The sequence below is a fragment of the Halopseudomonas yangmingensis genome (genome assembly GCF_900114825.1).
Lineage (GTDB): Bacteria > Pseudomonadota > Gammaproteobacteria > Pseudomonadales > Pseudomonadaceae > Halopseudomonas > Halopseudomonas yangmingensis.
This window is the reverse complement of record NZ_FOUI01000002.1, coordinates 50,626-75,391: the sequence shown is the minus strand read 5'-3', so window position 1 is coordinate 75,391 and position 24,766 is coordinate 50,626. Positions and strand designations below refer to the sequence as shown.

Below are 24,766 nucleotides of genomic sequence, written 5' to 3'. Positions count from 1 at the left end.
ATTATTGAGCGGCAGCATTCGATGTAGCTAGTGCTGCCTTCTTCCATGCATCCAGCATGTCAGCCCATTTCTGCATCATTTCTGCCCGATCACTTAGGTACTCAGCATGGTTGTAGGTGCGGCGAACTGCATTGGGTTCGATGTGGGCGAGCTGCCTTTCGATCCAGTCAGCTGAGAAGCCCATTTCATTCAGTCGGGTACTGCCTGTCGTGCGCGTGGCATGCGGGCTGTACTTGCCGGCCCAGCCCAAGACGTTGAGCATCTGGCGAAATGATGCGGAAACCATTGGCCGAGTACGTACGTCTCGGTGCGGAAAGACATGGGTGTATTTTCCGGTAATGGCATGAAGGCCTCGCAGCATTTCTACCGCTTGCTGGGGCAGGGGATTCGTATGCTCCTTGCGCTTTTTCATCCGCTCGGCAGGGATTTTCCAAAGCGCCTTTTCTAGGTCGAATTCCGACCATTGAGCTTCTACTGCTTCGCTTGGGCGGCACAGAGTCAGCCACATAAGGCGGAACGCGCAGAGCGTTTCGTGGCGCCCGCCGTGGGATTCGACATCGTGCAGTAGCTGGCCAATTTCATCTGTGGATAGTGGGCGCTTGTGCTGCGTCTTGTTGGCTGGGAGCGCTTTGCGAACCGGATGCACAGGGTCGCTGGTGGCGCGCAGCGTCGAGATCGCCAATTCGAACACGCCAGTCATGGTTCGCTTTGCCTCAGCGGCAACGGACGGCCCATTGTCCTGGGCTGCTCCTTTGAGCACCTCAAGAATGTGGGCGGGGGTGATGGCCTTGATCGGCTGGCTGCCGATCTTTGGAAAGACAACTCGCTCCAGCATTCTGAGTCGCCTGGATTTTGTGATGTCCTCCCAATCCTTCAGAGCCAACCACTCTTTCGCGACCGCTTCAAAGGTGATGGCCTTTTCGTAGTCGCGTTTGACTCGCTCTTGCTGGCGGTGATGGGCTGGATTGATGCCTTGTACGACCAGTGAGCGTGCTTTGATGCGCTCTTCTCTGGCTTCCGAAAGAGTAAATCGACGCCCTTTGCGGCGGTCCTCCGTCTGCTCAGGCGTTTCGCCCTTTGGAGCGATCACGTAATCCCCGATGGCGAACACGCTTTCTTTCTTGGCACCAGCGTCGCTTAGCTCGAATCTATAGCGCCATGCCTTGACCCCGTTGGGCTTCACCTCAAGGTAGAGCCCATTTCCGTCAGTCATTTTGTAGGGCTTTTCCTTCGGCTTTGCGGTACGGCACGCAGTGTCAGTAAGCGGCATGACTGCTCCTTTCTAGCTGTACCCGGTTAATGGGGTGGGTACGTTTTCGCTGTACCCGGTAGCGTACCCGGTTGTTCAGTAGATCGCATAGAGGTTTGATGGACGCTGCTGGATAAGAAAAACCCCTTGAGGCGGCATTCCTCAAGGGGTTTAGTGTCCATTAAGATCCGAGAGGATCTAAGTTTCTGTTCAGACGTTAAAACGGAAATGCATCACGTCGCCATCCTTGACGATGTACTCCTTGCCCTCCAGACGCCACTTACCGGCTTCCTTGGCACCGGCTTCGCCGTTGTACTGGATGAAGTCGGCGTAGCTGATCACCTCGGCGCGGATAAAGCCCTTCTCGAAGTCGGTGTGGATGACTGCCGCTGCCTGCGGCGCGGTAGCGCCAACCTTGACCGTCCAGGCGCGTACTTCCTTTACGCCGGCGGTGAAGTAGGTCTGCAGGTCGAGCAGTTGGTAGCCGGCGCGGATCACCCGGTTCAGGCCCGGCTCGTCCATGCCCATGCTTTCGAGGAACATGAGCTTTTCCTCGTCGTCATCCAGTTCGGCGATTTCCGCCTCGATCTTGTTGCACACAGGCACCACCAGCGCGCCTTCTTCCTCAGCAATCGCGCGGACAACGTCGAGGTGCGGGTTGTTCTCGAAGCCATCCTCGGCGACGTTGGCGATGTACATCACCGGCTTGCTGGTCAGCAGGTGGAAGCCCTTGGCCAGCAGGCGTTCTTCAGGGCTGAGACTTTTCAGCAGCGAGCGCGCCGGCTTGCCTTCGCTGAAATGCGGAATCAGCCGCTCCAGCAGGGCCTTCTGGGCGATGGCTTCCTTGTCCCCGCCCTTGGCGTTGCGGGTGACCTTCTGCAGCTGCTTCTCGCAGCTGTCGAGGTCGGCAAAGATCAGTTCCAGATCGATGATTTCAATGTCACGCTTGGGGTCGACACTGTTGGAGACGTGGATCACGTTGTCATCCTCGAAGCAGCGCACCACATGGGCGATGGCGTCGGTTTCGCGGATGTTGGCCAGGAACTTGTTGCCCAGGCCTTCGCCCTTGGAGGCGCCAGCAACCAGTCCGGCGATGTCGACAAACTCCATGCTGGTGGGGATGACCTTTTCCGGCTTGACGATCGCCGCCAGGGCATCCAGCCGCGGGTCGGGCATGGGGACAATGCCGCTGTTCGGCTCGATGGTGCAGAACGGGAAGTTTTCGGCACCGATGCCGGCCTTGGTCAGGGCGTTGAACAGGGTCGATTTGCCGACGTTGGGCAGTCCGACAATACCGCAATTGAATCCCATGGAGATGTCCTCTACCGTTGCCGGCTAAAAATGAATCAGGGTTTGAAGCTGTGCAGGCGCTGCATCACGCGGGTCCAGTCGCCATCGAGCATGCCGGGCAGCTCGTCAATCGCGGCGTCGATGCAGGCATCCAGTGCCTCCTGCTCGGCACGTGGGGCGCGGCCCAGTACAAAGCCGGTGACCTGTGAACTGTGGCCGGGGTGGCCAATACCCAGTCGCAGGCGATGAAATCCGTTGTTGTTGCCGAGTTGCGCGATAATGTCGCGCAAGCCGTTGTGTCCACCGTGACCGCCACCTTTCTTGCATTTGACCACGCCCGGCGGAAGGTCCAGTTCGTCATGTGCGACCAGGATCTGCTCGGGTTCGATGCGGTAGAAACCGGCCAGTGCGGCTACTGCCTGGCCACTGCGGTTCATGAAGGTGGTGGGGATCAACAGGCGAATGTCCTGGCCCTTGAGGGTCAGGCGGCCGGAGAGGCCGAAGAGCTTGCTGTCGGCACGCAGCGGCACATTGTGGCGTGCCGCCAGGCGCTCAACAAAAAGGGCGCCGGCGTTGTGGCGGGTCAGCTCGTATTCGGGACCGGGATTCCCCAGTCCCACCAGCAATCTGATTCCCTGCGTCACAACGGGCGCCCTCGTGGTTCGGCGGTTCGATTACTCGGCCGCTTCACCTTCGCTGGTGCTGGCGCCACGCGGAGCGTGAACGTTGGCAACCGGCAAGTTGTGGTCGTCGCCCAGAGCCAGGGATACCAGCTTCACACCCAGCGGCAGTTTCAGGTCGCTCAGGTGCAGGATCTGGCCCAGCTCCACCTTGGCCATGTCGACCTCGATGAACTCCGGCAGGTCCTTCGGCAGGCAGCTGACTTCAACTTCGGACAGGGTGTGGGAGATGCTGCCACCACCCTTCTTCACGCCGACGCACACGTCTTCATTGATGAAGTGCAGGGGCACCTGAACGGTGACCTTGTGACCGGCAACCACGCGCAGGAAGTCAGCGTGCATCACGTACGACTTGGCCGGGTGACGCTGCAGGGCCTTGAGCAGAACGTCCTGCTTCTCGCCGTCAACGTTGAGGCTGATCACGTGGGCGTAGAAAGCTTCGTTTTCCAGCGCCTTCTTCAGTTCACGGGCTTCCAGAGCAACGCTCTGCGGGGCCTTGTCGCCACCGTAGACGATGGCAGGTACCAGGTCCGCGTTACGACGCAGGCGGCGGCTCGCACCTTTCCCCAGGTCGTTACGGGCTTTCGCATTCAGAGTAAAGTCGACCATTGTAGTCTCCTTGGATGACCTGCCGGGCTCTTGCGACCAGTGCGTCGGCAGGTATTGATGAAACCCGTTTCCGGGCTGTATTACCGGCGCCTGTTCCTTAGCGGAACATGGCGCTGATGGATTCTTCGTTGCTGATACGGCGCATGGCCTCGGCAATGATCGGCGCCATGTCCAGCTGACGAACCTTGGCGCACTGTTCGGCGGCGGCTGACAGCGGAATGGTGTTGGTCACTACCAGCTCATCAAGGGATGAGTTGTTCAGGTTGTCCATTGCCTTGCCCGACAGGATCGGGTGGGTGCAATAGGCAGAAACCGTGGCCGCGCCGTGCTCTTTCAGTGCCTTGGCGGCATGGCAGAGGGTGCCGGCGGTGTCGACCATGTCGTCCACCAGAATACAGTTGCGGCCTTCAATCTCACCGATGATGTGCATGACTTCCGACATGTTCGGCTTGGGCCGGCGCTTGTCGATGATCGCCAGGTCCACGCCCAGCTGCTTGGCTACCGCACGGGCGCGAACCACGCCGCCGATGTCCGGGGAGACGATCATCAGATTGTCCAGACGGCGGCTGATGATGTCGTCAACCAGTACCGGCGAGCCGTAGATGTTGTCGACCGGGATATCGAAAAAACCCTGGATCTGGTCGGCATGCAGGTCAACGGTCAGCAGGCGGTCAACGCCCACCACGTCAAGCATGTCAGCCACTACCTTGGCGCTGATCGGCACACGGGCAGAGCGCGGGCGGCGGTCCTGGCGGGCGTAGCCGAAATAGGGGACTACGGCGGTGATGCGATGGGCCGAGGAGCGGCGCAGGGCGTCAGCCATCACCACCAGTTCCATCAGGTTGTCGTTGGTCGGTGCGCAGGTTGGCTGGATGATGAAGACATCCTTGCCGCGCACATTCTCGTTCAGTTCGACAGCGACTTCGCCGTCGCTGAAGCGGCCAACGGAGGCGTCGCCGAGCGGAATGTGCAGTTGACGCACGACGCGTCGTGCCAGATCGGGGTTGGCGTTCCCCGTGAAGACCATCATCTTGGACACGCTGCAGTACCTTTTGTGGGTAGTGGCCGATGCGATGCAGAACGAGGAAAAGGCAACGGCAAGAGCCATCCGCCGAATCACTCGGTCTCGCGATGTCTTGATTTGCTGCCGGAGAGAAAATGGCAGGGGCGGCTGGATTCGAACCAACGCATGGCGGGATCAAAACCCGCTGCCTTACCGCTTGGCTACGCCCCTGTAACAACTGTCCGGATGCACGGTTGCATCCTTTAATACGCCGCTTTGTCGAGCTGGATATGTAACGGTGAAACGTTACATCCCTTTGCAACAAAGGTTTGCAGTGTGGCTGGCAACCGGGCGCGAACTTTATCAGCTTCGCATTCGTTTGGGAAGGCCCCAAACAAGCAACTGCCAGTGCCGGTCATCTTAGCTTCACAATAATTGTTTAGCAAGATCAACGTGTTACGAACTTCATGGTAACGCGTTGTGACCACCGGAAGGCAATCATTCCGACCGCCGTGCTCACGGAAGGCCTGCAATGTAATGGGTGAGGTGTCGCGCGTCAACCTCTCATCCGAAAAAATTTCAGCGGTACTCACATGGCAGTCGGGTACCACCAGCAGATACCAGGGTTCGTCGATCTCAACCGGAGTCAGTTGCTCGCCGACACCTTCGGCCCAGGCGGCACGACCCTGCACGAATACCGGCACGTCAGCACCCAGCTGCAAACCCAGTACGGCCAGTTGTTCCAGGCTTAAACCGGTTTTCCACAGATGGTTGAGTCCCAGCAGGGTGGTGGCGGCATCCGAGCTGCCGCCGCCGATGCCGCCGCCCATTGGCAGGCGCTTTTCCAGTCGGATGTCGGCACCAAGGGAAGTGCCGCTGGCCTGTTGCAGCAGGTGCGCGGCGCGTACAACCAGATTGCTTTCGACCGGCACGCCGGGCAGCTCCGGGGTCAGGCGTATCTGCCCGTCGTCACGCCGCTGGAAGTGCAGGGTGTCACTGATATCGAGGAACTGGAACAGCGTCTGCAGTTGGTGGTAGCCGTCAGCGCGGCGTCCGGTGACGTGCAGGAACAGATTGAGCTTGGCCGGCGCCGGCAGGGTCAGTGTGTGCATGCCCTTAACGCGTCTCCCACTGGGTGATCACCAGTGTCAGCAGTACATCGTGGCCGGACAGTTGCAGGCGCTGCGGCAGCATGCGTCCGTCAATCTGCTGGTAGCGGCTGTATTCGACTGTCCAGCCGGACTGGCTGAGTCGGGCCAGACGGCTGTCGGTATCCAGTTGCAGCCGGCTCGGGCTGTCCGGTGCCGGCAGGCCGCGTACCCACCACAGCAGGTTGTTGACTGGCAGACGCCAGCCGATCTGCTGTTCCAGCAATTCTTCCGGGGAGTCGGCCTGTTGAATTGGCTGGCCGGCGATGTCCAGCAGGATACCGTGGCGGTCGCCAAGGATGCGCGTTGCACCGCGCCCCAGAGGGCCGGACAGGCGGATATCGTAATTGCCCTGATCCTGCAGCCAGAGCACTGTGCCGCTGCCGGACTCACGGGGGGCGCGAACGCCCAGCTTGCCCTGCAGGATCCAGTCAGTCAGTGGTTCGACACTGGCCCGGTGGGCCTGCCAGGCACGTGGATCACCCCCGAATTCCAGGGTTTCGCGTTGATGGAAGCTGCTGCAGGCGGAAAGTGCCAGCAGCAAGAGCAGCAGGGCCGGGAGTCGAAGTGCGCGGGTCACTCAGCGTTGCTCCAATCGTTGGCGCGTTTCCCTGACCTGCGGGCTGTCCGGATCGTTACGCAATGCGGCATCCCAGACCTCGCGCGCTTCGCGTCGCTTGCCAAGCATCCACAGGACTTCTCCCAGATGGGCAGCAACTTCCTGGTCAGGGAAGGCGGCATAGGCGCGGCGCAGCAGTTCCTCGGCCAGTTCAAGGTTGCCCAGGCGGAAATGTACCCAGCCCAGACTGTCGATGATGGCCGGATCTTCCGGGGCCAGTGCCAGCGCCTGCTCGATCAGTTCCAGCGCCTCTTCCAGGCGCAGGTTGCGGTCTGCCAGCGTGTAACCGAGGGCGTTCATGGCCATGGCATTCTGCGGGTCATCGGCAAGTATCCGGCGCAGGTCGGCTTCGAGACCCGACAGGTTGTCCTGTTGCTCGTGAAGCATGGCGCGGCTGTATAGCAGGCGACTGTCACCCGGCAGTTGTTGCAGGGCGCGATTGGCGACCGCCATGGCCTGTTCCGGATGCTGTTGCTGCAGGGCTTCAAGTTGCAGCAGGAACAGCTCGACATGCAGGCCGGGGTTGGCATGGCGTTCCAGTTCGAAAATCTCGTCAAGCCGTTCCGGCTGGCCGGCGGCACTGAGCATCTGGCTGATCTGCAGGCGGCTGCCAAGGTACTCGGGGCCGCTGGCAATACCCAGCCAGGTCATCAGTGCCTCTTCGTCAAGGCCAAGCTGTTGTTGCGCCAGGCCAAGGTGGTAGGCGGCGGTATCGTTGTCAGGCTGACTGTCGAGTACCTGGCCCAAGTGTTCGGCGGCACGTGCTGGCTCTCCGGCTTCCAGCATTACCAGCCCCAGCGACAGTTGCAGATCGCTGTCATCCGGGTTGGCTGCTGCCAGAATGGCAAACTGTTCGGCCGCTTCGCTGTGCTGGCCACTGCTCACCAGAAGGCGTGCCAGCAACAGGCGCAGGCGCTGGTCGTCAGGGTGCTGGACAACGCCCCGTTGCAAGGCGGGGATTGCTTCATTGCTGCGTCCCAGGCTGCCGAGCAGGCGGGTCTGTAACAGTAATGACGGGGTGCTGAGTGCCTGCTGAGGTTGCTCTTGCAGCCAGGCCAGTGCCTCTTCGCTGCGCTCCTGCTGCTGCATCAGCAGCGCCTTGGCGAAAACCAGTTGGGGGTTCTCCGGGTTGTTGCCCAGCAACTTTTCGGTAGCGGTCAGCAGGGTCGCACGGGTTGTGGCATCGGCGTCGGTGGCGGCCAGGGCGAGAAAGTCGAAATTGGTTTCACCGCGTGCCTCCAGTACCCGCTGCATCATGGCCATTGACTGCTGCAATTCGCCGGCACGTGCCAGATGCAGGGCCGCCGCTCGCAAGGCCTCGGGGTTGTCCGGCTGGCGCTGCTGCCAGAGCACAGCCATTTCCAGTGCCTGCGACTGGGCGTCGAGGTACTCGGCGACCCGCAGGGCGCGTTCGATCACGCCGGGGTCACGGGTCTTGCGTGCCTCAACCAGATAGTTGCGCAGGGCCAGATCGAAGTGATTGCGCTGGCCGGCAATCTCGGCGCTGAGCAGCGAGAACAGGGTGTCCTTGCTGAACTGACCGTAGACGACGGGTGGCTGGGTGTCCGGTTCGCTGGCGATTGGTGTTGCCGGGGGCTGGCTGACGGCCTGCGAGTCAGGTTGCAGTGAGCCGGCACACCCGCTCAACAGCAGGCTGGCAATGGACAGGGCGAGTAGCGAGAGTGCGGCCTTCATGGGTATCCGTGCGGTTGCTGCAATGGCTTAATCATGACACAAGTCAAAGGGCAAACCCATCTGCGACATGCTGGGAATTGCGGGATGCGTTCCAGCATAGGACAATTGCACGTCATACGAGAGCGAACCCGCCTTCCGGGTTCCGCTGAGCAGGGCACAAACGAGGCACAATGGGCTTTCTCGCATTCGGCATCAATCACAGGACGGCATCGGTGGATGTGCGTGAGCGGGTGGCTTTCGGCCCCGACCTGCTGGACGGCGCGCTGTCTCGCTTGCGCAGTGAAACCGGCAACCGCGAGGCGGCCATTCTGTCGACCTGCAACCGCACCGAGATTTATTGCTGCAGCGAGCAGCCGGATGCCGATGAACTGATCGATTGGGTGGCTGCTTTCCATAACTTGCCCGCCGATGAGGTGCGTCGCTGTGCCTATATGTATCAGGATGCTGCAGCGGTACGGCATCTGATGCGGGTGGCTGCCGGCCTGGATTCGATGGTGCTCGGTGAGCCGCAGATTTTTGGCCAGATGAAGGATGCCTGGCAGTCGGCGCGTAATGCTGGCGCCCTGGGTTCGCAACTTGACCGGCTGTTCCAGAATGCCTTTGCCACGGTCAAACAGGTGCGCACGGATACCGGTATTGGCGAAAATCCGGTATCGGTGGCCTTTGCCGCCGTCAGTCTGGCCCGGCAGATCTTCGCCGACCTCAAGCGCAGTACCGCGCTGCTGATCGGTGCCGGCGAGACCATCACCCTGGTTGCCCAGCACCTGCGTGAGCAGGGCGTCAAGCACATGATTGTGGCCAATCGCACGCTGGAACGGGCCGCGCAGCTGAGCGAGACCGTTGGTGGTCAGGCGGTGCTGCTGAACCAGATTCCTGATGTACTGGGTCAGTGCGACATAGTCATCAGCTCTACCGCCAGTCCGCTGCCGATCCTTGGCAAGGGCGCGGTGGAGCGAGCGCTGAAACAGCGCCGGCACAAGCCGATGTTCATGGTCGATATTGCCGTGCCGCGTGACATAGAGGCGGAAGTCGCCGAGCTGTCGGACGTCTATCTGTATACCGTGGATGACCTGCACGAGGTGATCGAGGAGAACCTGCGCTCGCGCCGGGGCGCCGCCGATGCCGCCGAACGGATGATCGATCATGGCGTTGTCGAGTTCATGCAGAAGTTGCGCGCGCTGGGCTCGGTGGATCTGCTGCGCCAGTATCGCAGTGATGCCGAGCAGTTGCGTGACCAGGAGCTGGCCAAGGCGATGGCGCGCCTGCAGCGGGGTGCCGAGCCGGAGCAGGTGCTGGCCGAACTGGCCCGCGGCCTGACCAACAAACTGCTGCACGGTCCCAGCGTGCGGCTCAAGCAGATGAGTGCCGAGGGCCGCAACGAGGCCCTGGTACTGGCCCGCGAGCTGCTGGCTCCGGAGCAGGACAGTTCACAAGGTCAATCATGAAACCCTCCCTGTTGCAGCGACTGGATACCTTGCGTGAGCGTTTCGAGGAGCTCTCGGCGTTGCTCAGCGATGCCGAGGTGATCAGCGAACAGACGCGCTTTCGCGCCTATTCCCGCGAATATGCCGAACTTGAACCGACCATCGACAGCTACCGGCAGTGGTGCAAGGTGCAGGGTGATCTGGACGAGGCGCGCAGCCTGCTCAAGGACAGCGACCCGGATCTGCGCGAGATGGCCGAAGAGGACGTTGCCAGCGGCAGCCAGCGCCTCGCCGAGCTGGAGGTGGAACTGAACCGGCTGCTGTTGCCGAAGGACCCCAACGACGAGCGCAGCGTGTTCCTCGAAGTGCGCGCCGGTACCGGTGGCGACGAGGCAGCATTGTTTGCCGGCGACCTGTTCCGCATGTATTCGCGCTATGCCGAGCGTCAGGGCTGGCGGGTCGAGATTCTCTCGGAAAACGAGGGTGAGCATGGCGGTTACAAGGAGGTGATTGCCCGGGTCGAGGGGCAGTCGGTGTACGCCAAGCTGAAATTCGAATCCGGCGCGCACCGCGTACAGCGGGTGCCGGCCACCGAATCGCAGGGCCGTATCCATACCTCGGCCTGCACCGTGGCGATCCTGCCGGAAATGGACGAGCAGGCCGCCATCGAGATCAATCCGGCCGACTTGCGCGTCGATACCTACCGCGCCTCGGGGGCCGGTGGCCAGCACGTCAATAAGACCGATTCGGCGATCCGCCTTACCCACATTCCCAGCGGCCTGGTGGTGGAGTGCCAGGAAGAGCGCTCGCAGCACAAGAACCGTGCGCGTGCCATGAGCCTGTTGCAATCGCGGCTGGCCAACCAGCAACGGGCTGCGCAGGAACAGGAAATCTCCGATACCCGTCGGCAACTGGTCGGTTCCGGTGACCGTTCCGAACGCATCCGTACCTACAACTTTCCGCAGGGTCGGGTCACCGATCACCGCATCAACCTGACCCTGTACAGCCTCGATGAGGTAATTCAGGGCAATCTGGACGGCGTGATCGAGCCGCTGCTGCGCGAATATCAGGCCGATCAGCTGGCGGCACTGGACCAGGCATGAGCTCGATCGCCGAGCTGCTGGCTGAGGCGGCCGGGCTGGTCGACTCGCCGAGTCCTGCGCTGGATGCCGAACTGCTGCTGGTCGAGGTGCTGGGTAAGCCGCGCAGTTACCTGCGCAGCTGGCCGGAACACCAGCCCTCAGCGGCCCAGTGCCAACGCTACCGGGAACTGCTGGAACGTCGCCGGCAGGGCGAGCCGGTGGCCTACCTGCTCGGCCAGCGCGGTTTCTGGAGTCTGGATCTGCAGGTTGAACCAAGTACCCTGATTCCGCGCCCGGACACCGAGCGGCTGGTCGAGCTGGCGCTGCAACTGGGGCCGGCCGAACCCGTGCAGGTACTGGATCTGGGCACCGGCAGCGGTGCCGTTGCGCTGGCCGTGGCCGCCGAACGTCCGCACTGGCAGGTCACCGGCTGTGACCGTATCGCTGCGGCCGTGGCGCTGGCCGAGCGCAATCGCCAGCGCCTGCAACTGGACAATGTGCAGTTCCGGCAATCCGACTGGTTTGCCGAACTGGGCCAGCAGCGCTTTCAACTGATCCTGTCCAATCCGCCCTATATTGCCGAGGATGACCCGCACTTGCAGCAGGGGGACCTGCGCTTTGAGCCGCACAGTGCGCTGGTCAGTGGTGCCGACGGGCTGGATGATATTCGCCAGATAGTTGCGCAGGCCCCTGCGCATCTGCTGCCGAGCGGCTGGCTGCTGCTGGAACATGGCTGGCAGCAGGCGTCGGCGGTGCAGCAGTTGCTGCGCGACCAAGGCTTTAGCGAGGTACAGTCATGGCAGGACCTGGGTGGCCATCAACGGGTAACGGGAGGGTGCTGGCGTGGATGATCAGCAGCTGTTGCGCTACAGCCGGCAGATATTGCTGGCGCAGATCGATATCGAGGGCCAGCAGCGCCTGCTCGACAGCCGCGTGCTGATTGTCGGGCTGGGCGGGCTGGGGGCGCCGGTGGGACTTTATCTGGCAGCGGCCGGGGTTGGTGAGCTGTGGCTGGCGGACGATGATCAGGTGGACCTGAGCAACCTGCAGCGGCAGATCATTCACCACCAGGCCGACATTGGCCGGGCCAAGGTAGCTTCCGCGGCTGACCGTCTGCAGGCGATCAACCCGGAGGTGAAGCTGCACTGCCTGGAACAGCGGCTGGATGCCGAAGCGCTGGCGCGGGTGCTGCCGCAGGTGGATCTGGTGCTGGACTGCAGCGACAGCTTTGCCACCCGCCAGGCGGTGAATGCCGCCTGTGTTGCTGCCGGCAAGCCGCTGGTCAGTGGCGCGGCAATCCGTCTGGAAGGCCAGCTCAGCGTATTCGACCTGCGCCGGGCCGACAGTCCCTGCTATCAATGCCTGTACGGGGCCGGCGAGGAAACCGCACTGAGCTGCAGCGAGGCCGGCGTGGTTGGCCCGCTGGTCGGGCTGGTCGGCAGTTTGCAGGCGCTTGAGGCGCTCAAGTTGCTGGCCGGTTTTGGTGAGCCGCTGGTGGGCCGGCTGCTGCTGGTGGATGCACTGGGCACGCGCTTTCGCGAGATGAAGGTACGCCGCGACCCGGCCTGTGGCTGCTGCGGCGCGAGGCCGGCGGCGTGAGCACGGCGCCGGTCGGGGTGTTTGATTCCGGGCTGGGCGGGCTCTCGGTACTCTGCGAGATCCGCCGCCTGTTGCCGGCCGAGAGTCTGCTGTATGTCGCTGACAGCGGGCATGTGCCCTATGGCGAACGCTCCACCGACTTTATTCGCGGCCGCAGCCTGGCGATTGCCGACTTTCTGCTGGGGCAGGGCGCCAAGGCGCTGGTAGTGGCCTGCAATACCGCTACTGCGGCGGCGGTCAACGAACTGCGCAGCCGATACGATCTGCCGGTGATCGGTATGGAGCCGGCAGTCAAGCCGGCCACCGCCGCCACTCGCAGCGGCGTGGTTGGCGTGCTGGCCACCACAGGTACCCTACAAAGCGCCAAATTCGCCGCCTTGCTGGATCGTTTCGCCGGCACCACCCGAGTGCTGACCCAGCCTTGTCCCGGGCTGGTTGAGTGCATCGAGCGCGGTGAGCTGGCGTCGCCTGCCACCGAGGCGCTACTGCGCCGGCTGGTCGAGCCGCTGTTATCTGCAGGCTGCGATACACTGATTCTCGGCTGCACCCATTATCCCTTTATCAAACCGCTGCTGCAGCGGCTGGTGCCGGCCGAGGTGGTGCTGATTGATACCGGCACCGCAGTGGCTCGCCAGTTACAGGCGCGGCTGGCGGAACAGCAGTTGCTGGCACCGCTCGACAACCGTCCGGCGCCGGTCCGCTTCTGGAGCAGCGGTGATCCGCAGGCGATGCATACTCGCTTGCCGATACTCTGGGGTGAAGCCGTCGAGGTACTGCCGTTGCCGGTATAAAACCGGCAGTGGGATAGATCAAACGTGACACAAGGAATCACGCATGTTGAAGCACACCCTGTTTTCCGGATTGTTGCTGAGTGGCGCACTGGTTTGTGCCTCTCCGGCCCAAGCAGCGGATGGTTTGACGTTGGAAGCCGGGCGCACCGGTGAGTCGAGCAACAGTTTTCGTTTGGCCGTGCAATGGGACTTCGGCAAGACCCTGTGGCAGTCGGATGCCGGCGCAGTGAAACTCAAAGGCTTTTGGGACGCAGGAATAGTGCACTGGGCTGGCAAGAGCGCTACCAACCTTGGCCTGTCACCGGTGTTCCGGCTGGAGTTTGCTGATCAGGGGGGGTGGACGCCCTATCTGGAAGGGGCTATCGGTGTGGCCCTGTTTAATCGTACCAACCTGGACAGACGCACCGACCTGGGCTCCAGATTCCAGTTCGAGGACAGGGTCGGCCTGGGTGTGCGCTTTGCCGGGCAGCATGAACTGGGCTTGCGTTGGTATCACTATTCGAACGCCGGACTGAAACAGCCGAACAATGGTATTGAAACCACCACGCTGCAGTACACCCGGTATTTCTGAGATTAAAGGTCTTTTGGATTCCCGCCTTCGCGGGAATGACGATCACCAGTGGGTCGGCAGTGTACTCCGTCATTCCCGCCTTCGCGGGGGAATGACGATCACCAGTGGGTCGGCAGTGTACTCCGTCATTCCCGCGAAAGCGGGAATCCAGAGAGCATTGCTCAACGCTTGCCGGCCACCTGAAGGCGGTATTGTTCGCGATACAGTCGGGCAAAACCGTGAAGGATCGGCAGTACCGCCAGCCAGATCAGTCCGAGCAGCAACAGGCTGGGCCACATGCCCAGCGGCAGGCCAACATCGGCCAGCTTGGCGCCGCCGAAGTAGGCCAGTGGGCCACCGATGCCGCCGACCAGTGCCGCCAGCCACCAGCGCCGGCCGCTCCAGTGCAGGCAGTGATTCAGCGTGGTGCCCAGCAGCGCCCACAGCAGCGCCAGCCACAGCGGGATCAGCGGCGAGTCGCCGGGAAAGCTGAACACGCCCATCTGTAGCAGAAAGGAGTCCAGCGCCGAGCCGGCGAGGAACACACTGACCACCAGCTTGCCATCCTCGGCCCAGCTGCTGGTCCAGAAAAAATGCACCAGCAAGGCAGCCACCGGCACCAGCAGCCACAGGCCGTTGCCACCCAGTACACAGGCCAGCCAGCCAAGCTGGAACAGCACGGCATTTACCAGCAGGCGCGGCATGTCAGCCTCCGGTTTGCGGCGGCAGACCCAGTTGCGGACGTGCCTGCGGCTTGCTCAGCAGCATCTGCACGGTACTGATTGATCGCTCGATGAAACCACCCTCGCAATAGCACAGGTAAAACTCCCAGAGCCGGAAAAAGGTCTCATCATAGCCGAGTTGCTGCAGGTGGCTGCGCGCGGTCTTCAGGTTCTCGTGCCACAGGCGCAGCGTGCGGGCGTAGTGCAGGCCGATATCGTCGACCTGCAGCACCGCCAGGTCGGTATGCCGGCGGGTCAGCTCGCCAATCAGGCTGACCGAGGGCAGCGAGCCACCGGGGAAGATGTAGCGCTGGATAAAGTCGACACTCTTGCGCGCCTGCTGGTAACGCTGGTCACGCATGGTGATCGCCTGCAGCAGCATCAGGCCGTGCGGGCGCAGCAGGCGTGAACAGGTCTCGAAATAGGTGCGGAAGTATTCATGACCAACCGCTTCGACCATCTCGATGGACACCAGCTTGTCATAGCGGCCTTCCAGTTCACGGTAGTCCTTGAGCAGCAGAGTGATGCGGTCCTGCAGGCCCAGCTCGCGAATGCGCTGGTCGGCCAGCCGGTACTGCTCATGGCTGAGGGTGGTGGTGGTGACCCGGCAGCCGTAGTGCTGGGCGGCATAAATGGCCATGCTGCCCCAGCCGGTGCCGATTTCCAGCAGATGATCCTCTGGCGTCAGTTCCAGGCGCTGGCAAATGCGTTCCAGCTTGTTCAGCTGGGCCTGCTCCAGGCTGTCGTCGGCGCTCTGGAACAGGGCGGCCGAGTACATCATGGTCGGGTCGAGGAAGTTCTCGAACAGATCGTTGCCCAGGTCATAGTGGGCGCGAATATTGCGCTTCGAGCCTTGCAGGGTATTGCGGTTGAGGCGGTGCAGCCACTGCAGCGGCAGCCGGCCGAGGCGTGCCAGGCCGCCTTCCATCTGGTCCAGCACATCCAGGTTGCGCACGAACAGCCGGGTCACCGCGGTCGGGTCCGGGCTGCTCCAGTAGCCGAGAAAATACGCCTCGCCGGAACCGACGCTGCCTTGGGTGGCAACCAGTGGCCAGACGGCGGCGTCGTGCACCCGCAGTTCGGCATGCAGGCCATCTGTGTCCGGCTGGCCGAACAGCAGGGTTTCGCCGTTTTCGTGCAGGGTCAGGGTGCCCATTTGCAGCGCCTGCAGCTGACGCAGCACCAGCCGCCGGCACAGGGCGGCGTACCAGCCGGCATTCTCGCCGCTTTGGCTCTCGGCTGAGGTCAGACAGGCAGTTGATTCGCTGTGGGACTCTTTCATCCTTTACTCCTTGGCTGAATGCGGGTCGGCTGCCGAGCGGTCACGCAGCTGCGGGCCATGGTCGAACAGCGGAATGCGTTTGATCAGCAGGCGCAGGGCCTGCCAGTAGATGCCGCCAACACTCTTGGCCACCATGAACGGAAAGCTCAGGCAATGGCGGCGCAGCTGGCTGCGACTGAGTGGCTCGCGCTGCAGGGTCAGGGTGGCGTCAAACAGTTTGTCATCGCCCTGCCAGTCCTCGATATGCACCAGCATCTGCTCGGCGGGGCGAGTGAAGTGCATGCGGTATTCCACTGCCAGCGGCAGGAACGGCGATACATGGAAATCCTTGGGCAGGCGGAAGTGCTGTTTATCCTGTGTCTGGTCGCAACGCAGCACATAGGCGTAGCGTTCCAGCCAGGGCGTATTGCTGACCTCGGCGATGATCGCCTGCAGGCGGCCATCACGGTCGTGGCAATACAGCAGTGACAGCGGATTGAATAGCAGGCCGAAGCTGCGTACCTGGGTCAGCAGGCAGATCTGGCCGTCAATGTCGATCTGCAGTTGTTCCTGCACCAGACGTCGTGCGCAGTCAGCCAGGCCTTCGCCAGGCTGGCGGTGCTTGCCCAGGTAGTCGCCTTCGCGGAAACGCATCGGCGAGCCGCGCCGGGTCGACAGCAGACGGCTCTGGCTGAAGGCCTCGGGCATTTCCGCAAGGTCCAGCCAGAGCAGGGTCAGTCGGTAGCGAAAGTCATGCGCCTTGGGCGCAAACCGGCGATGCCTGACCCAGCCGCTGTACAGGGCACTGTTCATCAGAGCTCCTCGCCAAAGGCCGAGGCCACGCGCAGTGCGCTGACCACGCCGTCCTCATGGAAGCCGTTGGCCCACCAGGCGCCGCAGTACCAGGTGCGGTTGGCCCCCAGCAGCTCGCGCCAGCGTGCCTGCGCGGCCATGCCGGCCAGACTGAACTGGGGGTGGGCGTAAGTGAAGCGTCCGAGAATGGTCTTTGGATCAATCGCTTCGGTCTGGTTGAGACTCACGCAGAGGGTTTGCGGGGCGGCCAGCCCCTGCAGGATATTCATGTTGTAGGTCACCGCTGCCGGTCGAGCCGGGTCATTGCCAAGTCGGTAATTCCAGCTGGCCCAGGCCAGTTTGCGGGTGGGCAGCAGCCGGGTGTCGGTGTGCATAACCACCTCGTTGTCAGCGTAGCCGATGGCGCCGAGAATGCTGCGTTCGGCATCGGTCGGCTGCTCCAGCAGCGCCAGCGCCTGGTCGCTGTGGCAGGCCAGCACCACCTGGTCAAAGCGCTCCTCGCCGGCGGCGCTGACCAGGGTCACACCCTCGGCATCGCGGCGGATCGAGGTGACCGGGCACTGCAGGCGGATTCGTTTGGCAAAGCTGGCGGTCAGCGGCTTGACGTAGCTGCGCGAGCCACCCCGTACCACACGCCATTGCGGCCGGTCATTCACCGACAGCAGGCCGTGGTTGCGGAAGAAGCGCACAAAGAATTCCAGCGGAAAGCTGAGCATTTGTGTCAGCGACATTGACCAGATCGCCGAGCCCATGGGGATGATGTAGTGGTCGATAAAGCGCTGGCCGTAGCCGCCACGGGCGAGGTATTCGCCGAGGGTGATATCGGCGGCGATCTGGCCCTGTTGCAGCTCGTTGGTGGCTTCGCGGTTGAAGCGCAGGATATCCCGCAGCATGCCGAGAAAGCCCGGCGACAGCAGGTTGCTGCGCTGGGCAAACAGGCTGTTGAGGTTGTTGCCGTTGTATTCCAGGCCGGATTTCGGGTCGTGTACTGAAAAGCTCATTTCGGTCGGCTGCGAGTCGACCCCGAGCTGATCCAGCAGGCGAATGAAGTTCGGGTAGGTCCAGTCGTTGAACACGATAAAACCGGTATCCACCGCATACTGGCGGCCCTGCAGTTCGATATCCACGGTGTGCGTATGGCCGCCAATCCAGTCGCTGGCTTCGAAAACAGTAATCTCGTGCTGGCGATTCAGCAGCCAGGCACAGACCAGGCCGGAAATACCGCTGCCGACAATGGCAATACGCATCAGGACGACTCCTTGTTGCTGGCCGGTCGGGCCAGTCCACGGGTAAGGGCAAAACGCAGACCGTTCGGCAGGTTGCCGAGCAGCCGCAGGAACAGGGTGAACAGCCAGGGGAAGCGGATTTCCCGCTGACCGCGCTCAAGGCCACGGATGATGCGGCGGGCGGCGCTCTGGCCGTCGATGCGCATCGGCATCGGAAAGTCGTTGACGGCGGTCATCGGCGTGTCGACAAAGCCCGGGCTGATCAGGCTGACGCCAATGCCCCACTGGGCCAGATCCAGTTCCAGCGATTGCAGCAGGTAGCGCAGCGCGGCCTTGGACGCACCATAGGCCTCGGCGCGCGGCAGCGGGCAGAAGGTCACGCTGCTACCGACTGCGGCCAGTCGCGGCTGATTGCCCTGGCGCAGCAGCGGCAGGGCGGCAGCAATGCACTCGACATTGCCGTGCAGGTTGGTATCCATCACCCGACGGAACAGTGCCGGGTCAAACTCATCGACCTCGACATACTCACAGCAGCCGGCATTCAGGATCAGCCAGTCCAGCGCGCCCCAGTGTGCGCCAATGTCGTGCGCCGCGCGTTGCAGGCTGGCAGCATCGGTCAGGTCGGCGGGCAGCACCAACAGTTGTCCGGGATATTGCTCCGCCAGTTGTTGCAGCGGTTCGGCGCGCCGGGCGCTGAGTGCCAGCTGATGGCCGGCAGCAGCCAGCTGGCGTGCCAGTTCAAGGCCGATGCCGCTGGAGGCGCCGGTCAGCCAGATGCGCAGGGGTGTGCTCATGCCAGCCTCCGTTTCAGCCAGCCAATAATCCGGCCGAGCAGCGGGATATGTTCGTAGAGCAGGGCGCCGGCATCGTAATAGTCGATATGCCGGTAAACCTTGCCGTCGCGCAGCCAGATAAAGCTGCAACCCTCGACCTCTACCGGTTGGCCACCGGCCAGACGCGGATGGCTGAAACGCATGGTCCAGCGCAGTACGCCACGTTGCTCGTCGAGCATGTCCTGCTGGTGGAAGCGGAAATTCAGGCTGCTGACGTTCTGGTACAGGTTGGCGCAGTAGTCGTGCATCGCCTGCAGGCCGTACAACTGGTGCAGCGGGTCACGGAACTCCATGTCGCTGTGATAGAGCTGGCCGAGCTGGCCGAGGTTGCCGGCATTCAGCGCGGCAAAACCGCTGCAGAAGGCTTGCAGATGTTCCCTGCTCATCGGGTTTCTCCAAGGTTCTTGAAGGCATCCAGTGCCCGCTGGCGCGAGGCGCTCAACTCGACCAGCGGTGGTGGATAGTCGCTGGCGCCGAACAGGTCGGCAGCTGGCAGCGGCTGATGGATCAGGCTGGTCGGACGGCTGGCCAGTTCCGGCAGCCAATGGCGAATGAAATCACCATTGGGGTCAAACTTCTGTGCCTGGGTGACTGGGTTGAAGATGCGGAAGTAGGGCGCGGCATCGGTGCCGGTCGAGGCGCTCCACTGCCAGCCGCCGTTATTCGCCGCCAGATCGCCATCAATCAGGTGCTGCATAAACCAGCGCTCGCCCTCGCGCCAGTCGATCAGCAGGTTCTTGGTCAGGAACATCGCACTAAGCATGCGCAGGCGGTTGTGCATCCAGCCGGTAGCGAGCAACTGGCGCATCGCTGCATCAATGATCGGATATCCGGTACGCCCCTGCTGCCAGGCTTCGAGTGCCTTCGGGTCGTTGCGCCAGGCCACGGCCTCGGTCTCCGGGCGAAAGGCGCGGTGCCGGGAAACATGTGGGTAGGCAACCAGAATGTGCTTGTAGAACTCGCGCCAGAGCAGCTCGTTGACCCAGGTCTGGACGCCCCGATTGCCGCTGTCCAGCTCACCCTGGTTGCAGCGCATGGCAGCGTGCAGGCACTGGCGCACGGAAATCACGCCGCTGGCCAGATAGGGCGACAGGCGGCTGGTGCCATCCAGATCGGGGCGGTCACGTTGCTCGCTGTAGGCGTGCAGGCTGTCCTCGCAGAACTGCTGCAGGCGTTGCTGTGCGGCGGCCTCGCCGGCTGGCCAGAGTTGCCGCTGTAACGCACTGGCATCGGCCAGCCCGGGCAGCTGCGGGATCGCATCGCTGCTGATCGCCAGCGGCGGCTGCGGCTCGGGTTCGGCCAGACAGCGCGGCAAGCGCTGGTGCAGGGTGGCTATCGCCAGTTTGCGGAACTGGCTGTAAACCTTGAACATGCTGCCGCTGCGGGTCAGCAGACTGCCCGGCGGAAACAGTAGTTGGTCGTGGTAACTGTCTGCCTGCAGCCCGGCCTGACGGAAGGCAATCAGGCAGGCATCATCGCGCTGCTGTTCATGGATGCCGTATTCAGCATTGAAATGCAGGCCGGCGGCCTGCAGTTCGCCGGCCAGCTGCAACAGGCAATCGGCGGCGTCCTGCCAGCGCGGGCAGTGCAGGATGCGCAGTGGTATGCCCCGTTGCTGCAGGCGCTGTTGCAGGCTGGCCAGGTTGCGCAGCCAGAAGTCGATTTTCATCGGCGCATCCAGATGCTCGCGCCAGGTCTGCTCGCTGACCAGCCATACAGCCACCACCGGCCCCTGTTCGCGGGCGCGACTCAGAGCCTTGTTGTCATGGCTGCGCAGATCATTGCGCAGCCAGCAGAGTTGCACGCGGTTCATCCCGATTCTCCTTGTCGCACGCTGCCGTTACAGGGCATTGCGCAGACTCATCTCCAGTGGATGCGGTTGCAGGTAGACCTGGCCGGCCAGGTAGGGCTGCGGGAAGCGCAGCAGGTGGTGCTGCAGCAGGGTGATCGGTACCACCAAAGGCAGATGGCCTTCTCGATAATGCTTGATGATGCGTACCAGTTCACTGCGCTCCGGCTGGCTCAATTGTTTGCGGAAGTAACCGGCCATGTGCATCAGCACATTGCCGTGGCTGCCACGGTGAGCGGGCTTGGCCAGTGCCTGCATCAACTGACTGAAGTAGCGCTGGCCGAGGCTGTCAAGGCAGCTGTTGTCGAGTTTTGCCAACAGCCGTCCAAGCTCGCGGTAGGCCGACTGGTGATGCGCCAGCAGCAGATACTTGTGGCGGCTGTGAAAGTCGAGCAGCGCGGCGGCGCTCAGGCCGGTCTGGCACAGCTGTTGCCAGCGGTGGTAGACAATCACCCGGGTGACGAAATTCTCGCGCAGCACCGGATCATGCAAACGGCCCTCTTCCTCCACCGGCAACAGTGGATTGCTGCGCATCAGGCTGGCGGTGAAGGCGCCGCGACCGCCGCCGGGGACCGGATAGCCGTTGTCGCCATACACCTTGACCCGCTCCATGCCGCAGCTGGGTGATTTCTGCATGACGATAAAGCCGCACAGCTGGCTGTTTTGCGCAGCTACCTCGCGGCCGTAGGCCTGCAGCGGTTCTGTTACTTCCAGCTCGGGATTGCGGCTGCCGCGTACTTCGGGGGCCTGCGGGTCACCGACCAGACGCAGGGTTTGGCGCGGCGTGCCGAGACCGATGGCCATTTCCGGGCAGAAGGGCACCAGCTGGAACAGTCGTCCAAGGTCGCCGGTGCACAGGGTGGAATGCTTGTGCCCGGCATTGAAGCGCACCGGGTCGCCGATCAGGCACTGGCTGATGCCGACTGGGATCAATTCAGGTTGCGGGCTGTGCATGCTGTACACCTCTCTTGTACACGAAAACGTTTTCGTACAAGAAAGAGTGTACACCAGTGCTTTAATTGTACAAGCGTAATTTTGTGTACATATTTTGTAAGCCCGAGAGATTCAACCAGCGCCCATCAGAGCCCGTGCAACCTGCCTGCCACTCAGCCAGGCATTTTCCACGCGACCGCCCAGACACCAGTCGCCGCAGGCATACAGGCCCAATTCGGGTGCAGCCAGCGCGCCCCACTGGCAATCCTCGGCCGGGCGGGCGTACAGCCAGCGGTGCGCATGGCTGAACACGGGTTCCGGTAGATCGCAACCCAGTATCTGCGCCAGTGCCTGTTGCACCGCAGCGATCACCTGTAGCGGGCTGTCATCCACATGCGCAGCGCTCCAGTCGGTCGAGGCATGGATCACCCAGCTGTCTGGCCCCTTGCGCCCGGCCTTGCTGCTGTTGCGGGAGATCCAGTCCAGCGCGCCGTCACGTACAAAACAGGCCTGCACCGGGGTGTCCAGCGGCTGTTCAAACACCAGTGCAACCGCCCAGCAGGGCAGCATGTTGATGCGAGCGGCAGCCTGAGCCAGTTGCACTGCAGGTTCCAGCAAGGCGGCAGCCTGAGGCGCCGGCGCAGCGACCACAACCCGGTCAAAGGGGCCGTGCTCAGAGCCTTGATCATCCTCAAGCCACCAGTGTGGCTCATCACGGCGCAGCCGCTGGATGCGGCAACTGCTGGTCAGCGAAAGGCCTTCCAGCAACTGGCGGCTGAGGCCGGTCATGCGCGGCATGCCGATAAAACGCTGCTGGTCGTCCTCGGAGGGGCGTAGTTGACCCTTCTCGTAAAGGTACAACTGCGGTTCCCAGTCTGCCACCCAGCCGGCTTCCAGCCAGCGTTTCAGTTCGCGGCGAAAGCCCGGTTCGCGGGCGGTGAAGTACTGGGCGCCGATGTCCAGATCGCCGAACTCGGTGCGCTTGCTGCTGAGGCGGCCACCACTGCCACGACTCTTGTCGAACAGCTGGACCTGGTGCCCGGCTTCGCTCAGGTGGCGGGCGGCACTGATGCCGGCAAGGCCGGCACCGATGATGGCAATGGAAAGTGTGTTGGGCATGGATATCAACTTGTACATGTGCTGTGGTCTGTATAGCATTGCCGATTCGCGCGTCCCATGCAAGGCGGCAAGAGCATTGCCTCTCGTTCGTCTGGGGTCGACAATGAAGGAGTGCAGGACTGCCTGTCGCAGTCCCGGTTTCACCATGGACGGGAGGAGTCGAACATGAACATATTATTGACTGGCGGTACGGGCCTGATTGGCCGCGCGCTGTGTCGGCAACTGTCGGCACAGGGACATCAATTGGTGGTGCTCAGCCGGCAGCCAGCCAAGGTGGCCGGGTTGTGCGGGACCGGAGTACGCGGTGTCAGCCAGTTGGCAGAACTTGACCGCGAGCCTCTGGATGCGGTGATCAATCTGGCCGGTGCGCCCATTGCCGATGCACGCTGGAGCGAGGCACGCAAGCGCGAGTTGTGGAACAGCCGGGTCACACTGACGGAGCAGTTGGTGGACTGGCTGGGCAAGCGCGAGCAGCGTCCGTCTGTCCTGGTCAGCGGTTCGGCAGTCGGCTGGTACGGTGACAAGGGCGAGCAAGTGGTGGATGAAACCAGTTCCCCGCACGGTGAATACACACACATGCTCTGTGATGCCTGGGAAGCTGCTGCCCGTCGTGCCGGATCCTATGGTATCCGCGTTTGTCTGCTGCGAACCGGCCTGGTACTGGCGCCGAACGGCGGTTTTCTCAAGCGCTTGTTGCCACCTTTCAGGATGGGGCTGGGTGGCCCGATTGGTAACGGCCAGCAATATCTGTCCTGGGTTCATATTGATGACATGCTGGGCATCATCCGCTTTCTGCTGGACAATCCCGAGTGCCGCGGTCCATACAATGCCAGCGCGGCCAACCCGGCAAGCAGTCGCGAGTTTGCCCGCACCCTGGGCAAGCAGTTGCATCGACCCGCCGTCTTGCCTCTGCCGGCGCCGCTGTTGAAGCTGGCGTTGGGAGAAATGTCCCGGCTGCTGCTGACCGGGCAACGGGTGCTGCCCGCGCGTCTGCAGCAGGCCGGCTATCAATTCCATTACAGCGATCTGGATGCCGCACTGGCGTCCGTACTGAAAAAACACTGAAACCAAGGGAGTCTGTGCATGTCTGACAGGGCGGTATTGCTGGTCAATCTGGGGTCTCCGGCCAGTACCGAAGTGGCCGATGTGCGCCGCTATCTGAACCAGTTTCTGATGGACCCGTGCGTGGTAGATCTGCCCTGGCCACTGCGTCGCCTGCTGGTGGCACTGATTCTGATCCGTCGACCAAAGGCCTCGGCAGAAGCCTACCGGTCGATCTGGTGGGAGGAAGGCTCGCCACTGGTGGTGATCAGTCGCGGGGTTCAGCAGGCATTGCAACAGCAACTCGACATGCCGGTTGAACTGGCCATGCGTTATGGCGAGCCGTCCATCGAACGCGGCCTGCTGGCGCTGGCGCAGCGTCCGGGTGTACGCGAGGTGCTGTTCATGCCGCAGTATCCGCAACATGCCGACAGCACCATAACCACCTCGGTGCGCGAGGCCGAACGGGTGATCAGCAAGCATGGCCTGAAAATCCGTCTGACCGTGGTTCCGGCCTTCTACAATCGCCCCGGTTACCTGGACGCCCTGGTGGCCAGTGCCGAGCCGCATCTGGCGCAGGGTTTTGATCATCTGTTGATGAGCTACCACGGCTTGCCCGAGCGGCATCTGCGCAAGGCTGACCCGACCGGCTGTCACTGTCTGGCCAGTGCCGACTGCTGCGAGCGTCCCTCGCCAGCCCATGCCACCTGTTACCGTGCTCAGTGCACGGCAGTCAGCAAGGCCTTTGCCGAGCGGATGGGGTTGCGCGATGACCAGTGGTCGCAGGCTTTCCAGTCACGGCTGGGCCGCGACAAGTGGATCGAACCCTACACCGAGTCACGCATCGACGAGCTGGCCGCCCAGGGGGTCAAGCGCCTGCTGGTGATGTGCCCGGCCTTTGTGGCTGACTGTATTGAGACCCTTGAGGAAATCGGCGACCGCGCCCGCGAGCAGTTTATCGAAGCCGGCGGCGAGGAACTGGTGCTGGTGCCCTGTCTGAACGATCACCCACGCTGGGTAGAGACGCTGGCCGACTGGTGTCGCACCGAGCCTGCCCAGGCCTGAGTGCTGCGTCACAAAACACACCGGCAGGCTGCATTGAGGCTTGCCGGTTTTTTTTGCGCCGACTAGGGTAATTGTCGACGCCGGTTGATTGATGTTCGTGTTCCTGGCGAACAGAACCCCTTGTGCTTTCCGTGTCGTACCGCAGTCGGAAGCCCGATTTCAACC

Annotated in this window: 25 protein-coding genes and 1 tRNA gene; 8 read left to right on the top strand and 18 right to left on the bottom strand. The window is 62.5% G+C overall.

Features of this window, described 5'->3' with window-relative positions:
• Position 1: 1 nt before the first annotated feature.
• The 9 genes from BMZ23_RS02630 to BMZ23_RS02590 form a co-directional block, all read right to left on the bottom strand.
• Entirely contained in the window at positions 2-1,270 is a 1,269-nt protein-coding gene (locus BMZ23_RS02630; protein ID WP_093472349.1) for a tyrosine-type recombinase/integrase, read from the bottom strand.
• 189 nt (positions 1,271-1,459) lie between these two features.
• Entirely contained in the window at positions 1,460-2,560 is a 1,101-nt protein-coding gene (ychF, locus tag BMZ23_RS02625) for a redox-regulated ATPase YchF (RefSeq protein WP_093472346.1), read from the bottom strand.
• Positions 2,561-2,595: 35 nt separating this feature from the next.
• The gene (gene pth, locus BMZ23_RS02620; RefSeq protein ID WP_093473105.1) at positions 2,596-3,171 is read right to left on the bottom strand and encodes an aminoacyl-tRNA hydrolase; all 576 of its coding nucleotides are present in this window, start codon (positions 3,169-3,171) and stop codon (positions 2,596-2,598) included.
• Positions 3,172-3,213: 42 nt separating this feature from the next.
• Positions 3,214-3,828, bottom strand: a complete 615-nt coding sequence (locus BMZ23_RS02615; protein ID WP_093472343.1) for a 50S ribosomal protein L25/general stress protein Ctc — start codon at positions 3,826-3,828, stop codon at positions 3,214-3,216.
• 97 nt (positions 3,829-3,925) lie between these two features.
• Positions 3,926-4,867, bottom strand: coding sequence for a ribose-phosphate pyrophosphokinase (locus BMZ23_RS02610; RefSeq protein ID WP_093472340.1), 942 nt, complete (start codon positions 4,865-4,867; stop codon positions 3,926-3,928).
• 120 nt (positions 4,868-4,987) lie between these two features.
• A tRNA-Gln gene (locus BMZ23_RS02605) sits at positions 4,988-5,062 on the bottom strand.
• Positions 5,063-5,094: 32 nt separating this feature from the next.
• Positions 5,095-5,943, bottom strand: a complete 849-nt coding sequence (gene ispE / locus BMZ23_RS02600) for a 4-(cytidine 5'-diphospho)-2-C-methyl-D-erythritol kinase (protein ID WP_093472338.1) — start codon at positions 5,941-5,943, stop codon at positions 5,095-5,097.
• Positions 5,944-5,947: 4 nt separating this feature from the next.
• On the bottom strand, positions 5,948-6,559 hold the full coding sequence (lolB, locus tag BMZ23_RS02595; protein ID WP_093472336.1) for a lipoprotein insertase outer membrane protein LolB: 612 nt from the start codon (positions 6,557-6,559) through the stop codon (positions 5,948-5,950).
• Positions 6,560-8,293 carry a tetratricopeptide repeat protein gene (locus tag BMZ23_RS02590; RefSeq protein ID WP_093472333.1) on the bottom strand — a complete coding sequence of 578 codons (1,734 nt, stop codon included), beginning with the start codon at positions 8,291-8,293 and terminating at the stop codon, positions 6,560-6,562.
• 170 nt (positions 8,294-8,463) lie between these two features.
• On the opposite strand from BMZ23_RS02590, the gene hemA reads away from it, so the two are divergent.
• The 6 genes from hemA to BMZ23_RS02560 are packed head-to-tail and all read left to right on the top strand — an operon-like array spanning position 8,464 to position 13,760.
• Positions 8,464-9,738, top strand: a complete 1,275-nt coding sequence (gene hemA / locus BMZ23_RS02585; protein WP_093472331.1) for a glutamyl-tRNA reductase — start codon at positions 8,464-8,466, stop codon at positions 9,736-9,738.
• On the top strand, positions 9,735-10,820 hold the full coding sequence (gene prfA, locus BMZ23_RS02580; RefSeq protein WP_093472329.1) for a peptide chain release factor 1: 1,086 nt from the start codon (positions 9,735-9,737) through the stop codon (positions 10,818-10,820). The genes hemA and prfA overlap by 4 nt, the downstream gene beginning before the upstream one ends.
• Positions 10,817-11,650, top strand: a complete 834-nt coding sequence (gene prmC, locus BMZ23_RS02575; RefSeq protein ID WP_093472327.1) for a peptide chain release factor N(5)-glutamine methyltransferase — start codon at positions 10,817-10,819, stop codon at positions 11,648-11,650. The genes prfA and prmC overlap by 4 nt, the downstream gene beginning before the upstream one ends.
• A complete protein-coding gene (locus tag BMZ23_RS02570; protein WP_093472324.1) occupies positions 11,643-12,398 on the top strand; it encodes a molybdopterin-synthase adenylyltransferase MoeB in 756 nt (251 codons plus the stop codon). The genes prmC and BMZ23_RS02570 overlap by 8 nt, the downstream gene beginning before the upstream one ends.
• Positions 12,395-13,189, top strand: coding sequence for a glutamate racemase (gene murI / locus BMZ23_RS02565; protein WP_093472321.1), 795 nt, complete (start codon positions 12,395-12,397; stop codon positions 13,187-13,189). The genes BMZ23_RS02570 and murI overlap by 4 nt, the downstream gene beginning before the upstream one ends.
• Positions 13,190-13,232: 43 nt before the next feature.
• The gene (locus BMZ23_RS02560; RefSeq protein ID WP_093472317.1) at positions 13,233-13,760 is read left to right on the top strand and encodes an acyloxyacyl hydrolase; all 528 of its coding nucleotides are present in this window, start codon (positions 13,233-13,235) and stop codon (positions 13,758-13,760) included.
• Between the two features lie 161 nt (positions 13,761-13,921).
• Here the strand turns inward: BMZ23_RS02560 and BMZ23_RS02555 are convergent, their stop codons facing one another.
• The 9 genes from BMZ23_RS02555 to BMZ23_RS02515 form a co-directional block, all read right to left on the bottom strand.
• Positions 13,922-14,443 (bottom strand): DUF2878 domain-containing protein, encoded by a 522-nt coding sequence (locus tag BMZ23_RS02555; protein WP_093472315.1) that lies wholly within the window; start codon positions 14,441-14,443, stop codon positions 13,922-13,924.
• A 1-nt stretch (position 14,444) separates the two neighbouring features.
• Positions 14,445-15,743: an SAM-dependent methyltransferase gene (locus tag BMZ23_RS02550; protein ID WP_093472312.1), complete on the bottom strand. Its 1,299-nt coding sequence runs from the start codon at positions 15,741-15,743 to the stop codon at positions 14,445-14,447.
• 3 nt (positions 15,744-15,746) lie between these two features.
• Entirely contained in the window at positions 15,747-16,535 is a 789-nt protein-coding gene (locus BMZ23_RS02545; protein WP_093472309.1) for a DUF1365 domain-containing protein, read from the bottom strand.
• Complete coding sequence (locus BMZ23_RS02540) at positions 16,535-17,782, bottom strand: NAD(P)/FAD-dependent oxidoreductase (protein ID WP_093472306.1); 1,248 nt, start codon at positions 17,780-17,782, stop codon at positions 16,535-16,537. The genes BMZ23_RS02545 and BMZ23_RS02540 overlap by 1 nt, the downstream gene beginning before the upstream one ends.
• Positions 17,782-18,555 carry an SDR family NAD(P)-dependent oxidoreductase gene (locus BMZ23_RS02535; RefSeq protein ID WP_093472303.1) on the bottom strand — a complete coding sequence of 258 codons (774 nt, stop codon included), beginning with the start codon at positions 18,553-18,555 and terminating at the stop codon, positions 17,782-17,784. The genes BMZ23_RS02540 and BMZ23_RS02535 overlap by 1 nt, the downstream gene beginning before the upstream one ends.
• A complete protein-coding gene (locus BMZ23_RS02530) occupies positions 18,552-18,980 on the bottom strand; it encodes a nuclear transport factor 2 family protein (RefSeq protein ID WP_093472300.1) in 429 nt (142 codons plus the stop codon). Before BMZ23_RS02530 ends, BMZ23_RS02535 begins: the two co-directional genes overlap by 4 nt.
• Positions 18,977-20,398, bottom strand: a complete 1,422-nt coding sequence (phrB, locus tag BMZ23_RS02525; protein ID WP_093473102.1) for a deoxyribodipyrimidine photo-lyase — start codon at positions 20,396-20,398, stop codon at positions 18,977-18,979. Before phrB ends, BMZ23_RS02530 begins: the two co-directional genes overlap by 4 nt.
• A 36-nt stretch (positions 20,399-20,434) precedes the next feature.
• Complete coding sequence (locus BMZ23_RS02520) at positions 20,435-21,397, bottom strand: YbgA family protein (protein WP_093472297.1); 963 nt, start codon at positions 21,395-21,397, stop codon at positions 20,435-20,437.
• 111 nt (positions 21,398-21,508) lie between these two features.
• Entirely contained in the window at positions 21,509-22,495 is a 987-nt protein-coding gene (locus tag BMZ23_RS02515; RefSeq protein WP_093473099.1) for an NAD(P)/FAD-dependent oxidoreductase, read from the bottom strand.
• Between the two features lie 165 nt (positions 22,496-22,660).
• Between BMZ23_RS02515 and BMZ23_RS02510 the strand changes: the two genes are divergently transcribed.
• Together BMZ23_RS02510 and hemH are read left to right on the top strand one after the other, a co-directional pair.
• A complete protein-coding gene (locus tag BMZ23_RS02510) occupies positions 22,661-23,560 on the top strand; it encodes a TIGR01777 family oxidoreductase (RefSeq protein ID WP_093472294.1) in 900 nt (299 codons plus the stop codon).
• Positions 23,561-23,578: 18 nt separating this feature from the next.
• On the top strand, positions 23,579-24,601 hold the full coding sequence (hemH, locus tag BMZ23_RS02505) for a ferrochelatase (RefSeq protein WP_093472291.1): 1,023 nt from the start codon (positions 23,579-23,581) through the stop codon (positions 24,599-24,601).
• Positions 24,602-24,766: the final 165 nt, after the last annotated feature.

Excerpts from the sequence above, each read along its gene's own strand:
- BMZ23_RS02630 (WP_093472349.1), bottom strand. The coding sequence starts at position 1,270 with ATGCCGCTTACTGACACTGCGTGCCGTACCGCAAAGCCGAAGGAAAAG.
- ychF (WP_093472346.1), bottom strand. The coding sequence starts at position 2,560 with ATGGGATTCAATTGCGGTATTGTCGGACTGCCCAACGTCGGCAAATCG.
- BMZ23_RS02615 (WP_093472343.1), bottom strand. The coding sequence starts at position 3,828 with ATGGTCGACTTTACTCTGAATGCGAAAGCCCGTAACGACCTGGGGAAA.
- ispE (WP_093472338.1), bottom strand. The coding sequence starts at position 5,943 with ATGCACACACTGACCCTGCCGGCGCCGGCCAAGCTCAATCTGTTCCTG.
- BMZ23_RS02590 (WP_093472333.1), bottom strand. The coding sequence starts at position 8,293 with ATGAAGGCCGCACTCTCGCTACTCGCCCTGTCCATTGCCAGCCTGCTG.
- hemA (WP_093472331.1), top strand. The coding sequence starts at position 8,464 with ATGGGCTTTCTCGCATTCGGCATCAATCACAGGACGGCATCGGTGGAT.
- prfA (WP_093472329.1), top strand. The coding sequence starts at position 9,735 with ATGAAACCCTCCCTGTTGCAGCGACTGGATACCTTGCGTGAGCGTTTC.
- prmC (WP_093472327.1), top strand. The coding sequence starts at position 10,817 with ATGAGCTCGATCGCCGAGCTGCTGGCTGAGGCGGCCGGGCTGGTCGAC.
- BMZ23_RS02560 (WP_093472317.1), top strand. The coding sequence starts at position 13,233 with ATGTTGAAGCACACCCTGTTTTCCGGATTGTTGCTGAGTGGCGCACTG.
- BMZ23_RS02555 (WP_093472315.1), bottom strand. The coding sequence starts at position 14,443 with ATGCCGCGCCTGCTGGTAAATGCCGTGCTGTTCCAGCTTGGCTGGCTG.
- BMZ23_RS02550 (WP_093472312.1), bottom strand. The coding sequence starts at position 15,743 with ATGAAAGAGTCCCACAGCGAATCAACTGCCTGTCTGACCTCAGCCGAG.
- BMZ23_RS02545 (WP_093472309.1), bottom strand. The coding sequence starts at position 16,535 with ATGAACAGTGCCCTGTACAGCGGCTGGGTCAGGCATCGCCGGTTTGCG.
- BMZ23_RS02540 (WP_093472306.1), bottom strand. The coding sequence starts at position 17,782 with ATGCGTATTGCCATTGTCGGCAGCGGTATTTCCGGCCTGGTCTGTGCC.
- BMZ23_RS02535 (WP_093472303.1), bottom strand. The coding sequence starts at position 18,555 with ATGAGCACACCCCTGCGCATCTGGCTGACCGGCGCCTCCAGCGGCATC.
- BMZ23_RS02530 (WP_093472300.1), bottom strand. The coding sequence starts at position 18,980 with ATGAGCAGGGAACATCTGCAAGCCTTCTGCAGCGGTTTTGCCGCGCTG.
- BMZ23_RS02520 (WP_093472297.1), bottom strand. The coding sequence starts at position 21,397 with ATGCACAGCCCGCAACCTGAATTGATCCCAGTCGGCATCAGCCAGTGC.
- BMZ23_RS02515 (WP_093473099.1), bottom strand. The coding sequence starts at position 22,495 with ATGCCCAACACACTTTCCATTGCCATCATCGGTGCCGGCCTTGCCGGC.
- BMZ23_RS02510 (WP_093472294.1), top strand. The coding sequence starts at position 22,661 with ATGAACATATTATTGACTGGCGGTACGGGCCTGATTGGCCGCGCGCTG.
- hemH (WP_093472291.1), top strand. The coding sequence starts at position 23,579 with ATGTCTGACAGGGCGGTATTGCTGGTCAATCTGGGGTCTCCGGCCAGT.